The following is a 6,759-nucleotide window of genomic DNA, read 5'->3' as shown; positions in this document are numbered from 1 at the left end:
AAATCGATATCCCCATGAAAATATTGAATTTTTTCCTCTAATTTCTTGACATATATAAAATCAGTGCAGATACTGATAACGTTGCATGCTTCGAAACCTGAACGACGAATGCATGCTATTGACAACTCCAAGAGGTGAGTTATCAATAAATTGGGAACTCAATTATAATCATAAGTGGAGACAAGGCATGTTAAGTTTAAAGAAAACAGCAGTAGCTGTTCTTGCTTTAGGTAGCAGCGCAGTATTCGCCGGCACTATGGGACCCGTTTGTACCCCAGGAAATGTTACTGTTCCTTGTGAAAGAACCGCCTGGGATATTGGAATCACCGCTCTCTATTTGCAGCCTGTTTATGATGCAGGTTGGGGATACAGAGATGTTACTACCGTTGCTGGTTACCGTACTTACCAAGAATGGAACCATGATTGGGACTGGGGTTTCAAATTAGAAGGTTCTTACCATTTCAATACCGGGAATGACATCAATATTAACTGGTACCACTTAGATACAGATAACGATGGTTATTACTACGGCAATTTGAATAGCTACCGTCATAACATCAAGTGGGATGCTGTTAATGCAGAATTAGGCCAATTCGTTGATTTCAGTGCCAATAAGAAAATGCGTTTTCATGGTGGTGTTCAATACGCAAGAATTAAAGCGGATCACAACACATTCAACGGAAATGTTTTCTCTTACAATCATAACAATGAGTTCAACGGCTTCGGACCACGTACTGGTTTAGACATGAACTACGTATTCGGTAACGGATTCGGAATTTATGCTAAAGCTGCTACTGCAATCCTGGTTGGCACTGCAAAATTCAATGACGGTGCTCATTTAGCTTACGGTTCGAAGAATGCAATCGTTCCAGAAGTTGAAGCTAAGTTAGGTGCTGATTACACCTATGCAATGGCTCAAGGTGATTTAACTCTTGATGTAGGTTACATGTGGTTTAATTATTTCAATGCATTACATACTACATCCAACCTGAATACAACAGCCACAGGATTGTATGTAGGACAAACAGATTTTTCTGCCTCTGGTCCGTACATTGGCTTGAAGTATGTTGGTAATGTGTAATTTGTTAACTTTTTAAGAAATTTCAGCAATACTGTTGACTTTATCTAAGTCCGGCTGGATAATTTATCTAGGTACGCTCTCTATTAGAGCGAAGAATGCGTACTGTTGCTGATTACTCATTAGATTGGTAACGAACGGAAATTAATAATAAAAAAGTGGAGATAAGCATGTTACATTTGAATAAAATAGCGGGAGCTGTTCTTGCTTTAAGTAGCAGTGCAGCAGTATTCGCTGGTACTATGGGACCAGTTTGCACCCCAGGAAATGTTACTGTTCCTTGCGAAAGAACTGCTTGGGATATCGGAATTACAGCTCTTTATTTACAACCAGTTTATGATGCAGGTTGGGGATACAGAGATGTTACTACAGTTGCTGGTTACCGTACTTACCAAGAGTGGGATCATGATTGGGATTGGGGCTTCAAATTAGAAGGTTCTTACCACTTCAATACCGGAAATGACATCAACATTAACTGGTACCACTTAGATACAGATAACGATGGTTGGTACTACGGTAACGTAAACAGCTACCGTCATAACATCAAGTGGGATGCTGTTAACGGTGAATTAGGTCAATTCGTTGATTTCAGCGCTAACAAGAAAATGCGTTTCCACGGTGGTGTTCAATACGCAAGAATTAAAGCGGATCACAACACATTCAACGGAAGTGTTTTCTCTTACAACCATAACAATGAGTTCAACGGCTTCGGACCACGTACTGGTTTAGACATGAACTACGTATTCGGTAACGGATTCGGAATTTATGCTAAAGCTGCTACTGCAATCCTGGTTGGCACTGCAAAATTCAGTGATGGCGCTCATTTAGCTTACGGTTCGAAGAACGCAATCGTTCCAGAAGTTGAAGCTAAGTTAGGTGCTGATTACACTTATGCAATGGCTCAAGGTGATTTAACTCTTGATGTTGGTTACATGTGGTTCAACTACTTCAATGCGTTACACTCTACAGCTAACCTGAATGCAACTGCTAATAATCTTTATGTTGGTCAAACTGATTTCTCAGCTTCTGGCCCATACATTGGTTTGAAGTATGTTGGTAATGTATAATTTCTTACTAACCTAAGAATTATTCGAGGCCCATCATTAAGGTGATGGGCTTTTTTTTTACGTAAGGGAGTATTTATGTTAAAAAAGACAACTTTGGCTGTATTGGGACTGGCCGCAAGTAGTTTTGCAGTTGCCGGTACTATGGGACCAGTTTGCACCCCGGGTAATGTAACTGTTCCTTGTGAAGCGGCACTATGGGATATCGGTGTACAAGGGCTGTATTTTGGACAAATTTTTGATGCAAACAAAGCCTACCAACACAATCTTTTGCCAGCAAGAACTTATGACGGCATAAATAATGAATGGGACTGGGGTTACAGACTCGAGGGTTCTTATCATTTTAATACTGGTAATGATGCTACAGCTACCTGGGTACATTATCGCAACAATTCTAACCGTGACGGCTTTTTAGGCGTAATTCCTATTCCAGCAGGCGTTACTCCACTAACTTCTGTTTATAGCTTAGATGACAGCACCTATTTTGATCAAGTGAATCTGGTATTAGGTCAGCATGCTGATTTTGGTTTAGTTAAAAAAATGCGTTTTTATGGCGGTCTGCAATACGCAAATATTAACAATGAATCAACAGCTTACTTTGCTCGCTCACCTGCTCTATTAATTCCTTCAGGAATTACTTCTGTTAATCAATTTGAAAAATCAGATTTTAAAGGGTTTGGTCCAGTTGTTGGTATTGACTACTCTTTCAACGTAACCAATGAGTTTAGTGTTACTGCTAATGGTGCAGGCTCACTTCTTTATGGTACCAGCCGAGTTGATTATGGCTTCGTAGGTACTCCTGCTGGTGCAGTACTTGTAGACTACTACGGCAGTAAAAAGACCGTTGTCGCTAGTTTAGAAGCTAAATTAGGTGTTAACTACGCGTACGCAATGCCTCAAGGTGTTTTGAACCTGCAAGGCGGCTACCAAGTTATGAATTATTTCAATGCGCTGCAATCTACCGGATATAATGCTCCTGGAACAGGTGTGTTTGGTAGTAGTGATTATGGATTATATGGCCCATATTTCGGTGTGAAATATGTAGGTAACGCATAATTAATACTCTTTGTATGCTTGAATAAAAAAGCCCAGGTTGATATGGGCTTTTTTTTTGTAATTGAAACACTACGGTTGGTACCGCTACTTTAAATTTACTGCGTTTTCCTAAATTTATCCCGCGTTGCCAATTCATAGATCAGCCCTCCTGTCATACCGTTCTTCTCTCTGTACTTCCTCTATTTATTCATCGCTGCCTTGTTTAAAACCTGGCGGATTGCGCTGTATCAAAAAAACTGCTTAGAGAAGCAAATAAATACAAACTAGATTAAAAAAGTTCTGACTTTATCTCTGGTCATCACGAATTTACCAAGATATAATCCATCGCTTATCCAAGCAGGAAGTAAAAATAATAACCAGGAGTACCGCATGAAGTTTAAAAAAATTCTAGTGGCTTTGGCTTGTCTATCATCGCCAATATATGCGGAGCAAGATCAGCAAATTCAACGAGAAATTCAGCGTTTACAACATCAAGCCCAAGATTTACAGGCTCAGTTGGACAGATTGCAAAAGACATTAGCGTCACAGAATGCAGCAAAAACGCGTAATGCGCCTAAAGCAGTAAGCCAAAAAGCGAGTCCTCAGTCTGCTCCGGTGATAAAGCCGCGAGCCGCTGATGATAAGCGCTATCATTCATCTCATATTACAGTACATGCTCCAGAGGCACATCCAGAATCCATCGCTTTTTATCCAACTGCCTTAGTTGCTGATAATCGGGTAGTCACCTATATTGCGGGCACCCCGGTAGTCAGCTCCCCATATTTAGGAGACAGACCTGCATTTGATGGTTCCGATTATATTGTCAACATTTCAAGTATTAACCGTGATATTCGTTTGATGCAACAAAGAAGACGTTTATATCGAGCTTATCAAGCTATTGGCTACCCTGTTCCTCAAATGCCCATTATTGCACTAAGTGGAAAATCTGAACCAGTAGGGGTTATTAATGACCCGTTTAGAGGAAACACTAATGGCGATTTAACCTTAGGTTCCAGTGAGTTGGATATTGCAGCCGCGCTGAATCAAAATGTTGAAGCATACCTGGCCATTGCGTACGATGAGAGTCCTCCTGATGTCGGCCCGCGAATCAATAACTCTGCATTCAATTTGAATATGGGGTTTGTCAATATTGGTAACCTGGATAAAACGCCACTGTATTTCACTGCAGGTCAGCTCTATGTGCCTTTTGGGCGCTATTCCAGTTCAATGATCAGCGCTCCATTAACATTGAATGTCTCAAGAACTAAAACAAGACCTTTTATTCTTGGGTATAAATCCCAAGAGGATGTAGGACCTTTCGCGGCGGTGTATGCTTATAGAAGTGATACCACTTATGGCAGGTCAGGCGTTGGAGGCGTGAATTTAGGGTACATCTTCGATTTTCTGGACGATAGTGGAGAAATTGGGGTCAGTTACATCAGTTCAGTAGCTGATGCAGCGGGAATGCAAAGTACAGGCTCTACGGTGAATACCACATTTGGCGGCTTTGGTTCCATCACGAATGGTAATGAGGCTGTTCGAAAAACTCCAGCCGTTGATGTGCATGGTAACATTGGATATGGTCGTTATAATTTTACGGCTGAATGGGTTGGTGCTACTGAAGCGTTTAGAGCACAGGATTTGAGTTTTAATGGTCGAGGAGCCAAACCGCAGGCTGCTCAACTAGAGGCCGGTATGACGTTTAGAGCGTTTAACCGCCCAGCTTCTATCGGTGTTGGCTATCAATGGTCCAAAGATGCATTAGCGCTGAATTTACCTAAGCAAAGAGTTCTGGGTGTATTTAACATCTCCATTTGGAAAGATACGGTTGAGAGTTTGGAATATCGCCATGATATTGATTATGGCGCGAATCAATTTGCAAATGGTGCTGCACCTCCCGGGCTTGTAAATCAGCCGACTTTAGGAACTGGTCGTTCTGCTGATACTGTTTCTGCTCAAATAGGCGTTTATTTCTAATTATTAGTTCCATAATAACTACGGCTTGTGAAGCACTTCGTGCGACACGGCTGTAGTGAAATTATAAGTCAAGTGCATTATCTTTCTTTCTGTTTAAATAATCTGTGCTATCTTTTATCATATGTTATCCTTTCGCAAGGAACTAAGCATGCGAGCAATTGGTACCATGCATGGTCACCTTAGGTTTTATGATAAGACGATTGCTACTGTCTTTCGTGGGTTTATTCTTAATAGCATTTTTATCGTATTGATGAGCATCAATACATCAACACTTCATGCCGCCAAAATTGTTGAGTTTAATATTAAAGGCCCCATTGGTCCTGCTACAGCTGATTATATTGGACGAGGAATCGATAACAATCAAAATGCAGAACTGATTTTGGTGGTACTGGATACTCCTGGTGGTCTTAATGATGCCACACGAACAATGGTGCAAAAATTTTTAACCTCAAACGTGCCAATAGTTACCTATGTCAGTCCTACTGGAGCGAGAGCGGCCAGTGCCGGAACTTATTTAGTATATGCCAGCACCGTGGCTGCAATGGCCCCTGGCACGCAATTAGGAGCAGCAAGTCCTATAAGTCTGGGTAAGGAGTTATCCAATCTGAGTAATCAAGAGGATCCAACACTGAAAGCAAAAATAACTAATGATGCCTTGGCTACCATTCGCGCTTTGGCACAATTAAGGGGGAGAGATCCTGTTTTTGCGCAAAATGCGGTGAGCAATGCTACGTCAATAACCTCCGGTGAGGCTTTAAAGGCAGGAGTGATTAATTACATTGCGACCGATAAGTATGATTTATTATCCCAAATCAATGGCATAACGGTCGTGCAAAATAATAAGAAGATGATTCTGGATACGAGTAATCCGCACATTGAATTAGTTAATCCGGATTGGCGAACCCAGGTTTTGTCGGTCATTACGAATCCCACGGTGGCTTATCTTTTAATACTGTTGGGAATTTATGGTATTTTTTTCGAACTGGTAAATCCGGGCTTTGTGTTGCCTGGTGTCGTGGGGGCGGTATCAATGCTTCTTGCCCTATATGCCTTGCAATTACTGCCCGTCAACTACGCAGGATTATTGCTAATCATTTTAGGGATCGCATTTATTGTTTCAGAGGCTTTTACGCCTAGTTTTGGCGTCTTGGGGATTGGTGGAACCGCGGCCTTTGTGTTGGGCTCCATTATGTTGATGAATAAAGATTATGCCGGCTATCAGATAGCCTGGTCGGTTATATGGGCAATGGCCATCCTCAACATACTTTTATTTATAGTGATATTGGGTATGGCCATAAAATCACGGCGCCAAAAAGTAAGGAATGGTTTAATTATGCTTGTTGGAGCAAAAGGACGGGCGCTAGAGGCGATCAATCCCAGTGGGCAGGCGGTTATCCGCGGTGAGATATGGAATGTGCGTTCCAATACGCCAATTGAAGCAGATAAAAACATTAAAGTCATTGTATGCGACGGTTTGCTATTGGAAGTTGAAGAGGATTATATTGCAGAATGAGCTAGAGCGCAGTCCTGGCTTATCGACGATTCATTAAGGAGAATGAGATGGGCACTTTTTTAGGTGTGATACTGCTGCTACTTGGTTTATTG

At 41.5% G+C, this 6,759-nt stretch carries 5 protein-coding genes; all 5 read left to right on the top strand.

Translation table 11 applies throughout. The features are described 5' to 3' along the window. Positions 1-187: 187 nt before the first annotated feature. Positions 188-1,081, top strand: a complete 894-nt coding sequence (locus Q0495_RS03350) for an Lpg1974 family pore-forming outer membrane protein (protein WP_298623098.1) — start codon at positions 188-190, stop codon at positions 1,079-1,081. A 167-nt stretch (positions 1,082-1,248) separates the two neighbouring features. Next, on the top strand, positions 1,249-2,145 hold the full coding sequence (locus Q0495_RS03345) for an Lpg1974 family pore-forming outer membrane protein (protein WP_298623094.1): 897 nt from the start codon (positions 1,249-1,251) through the stop codon (positions 2,143-2,145). Between the two features lie 75 nt (positions 2,146-2,220). Next, positions 2,221-3,198, top strand: coding sequence for an Lpg1974 family pore-forming outer membrane protein (locus tag Q0495_RS03340; RefSeq protein ID WP_298623091.1), 978 nt, complete (start codon positions 2,221-2,223; stop codon positions 3,196-3,198). A 369-nt stretch (positions 3,199-3,567) separates the two neighbouring features. Further along, complete coding sequence (locus Q0495_RS03335) at positions 3,568-5,154, top strand: FlxA-like family protein (protein ID WP_298623090.1); 1,587 nt, start codon at positions 3,568-3,570, stop codon at positions 5,152-5,154. Positions 5,155-5,404: 250 nt separating this feature from the next. Beyond that, positions 5,405-6,667, top strand: coding sequence for a nodulation protein NfeD (locus Q0495_RS03330; protein ID WP_298623096.1), 1,263 nt, complete (start codon positions 5,405-5,407; stop codon positions 6,665-6,667). The last annotated feature ends 92 nt before the right edge of the window (positions 6,668-6,759 follow it).

Source organism: uncultured Legionella sp. (genome assembly GCF_937871865.1).
Taxonomy (GTDB): Bacteria; Pseudomonadota; Gammaproteobacteria; order Legionellales; family Legionellaceae; genus Legionella.
This window is presented reverse-complemented; position numbering and strand designations above follow the sequence as displayed.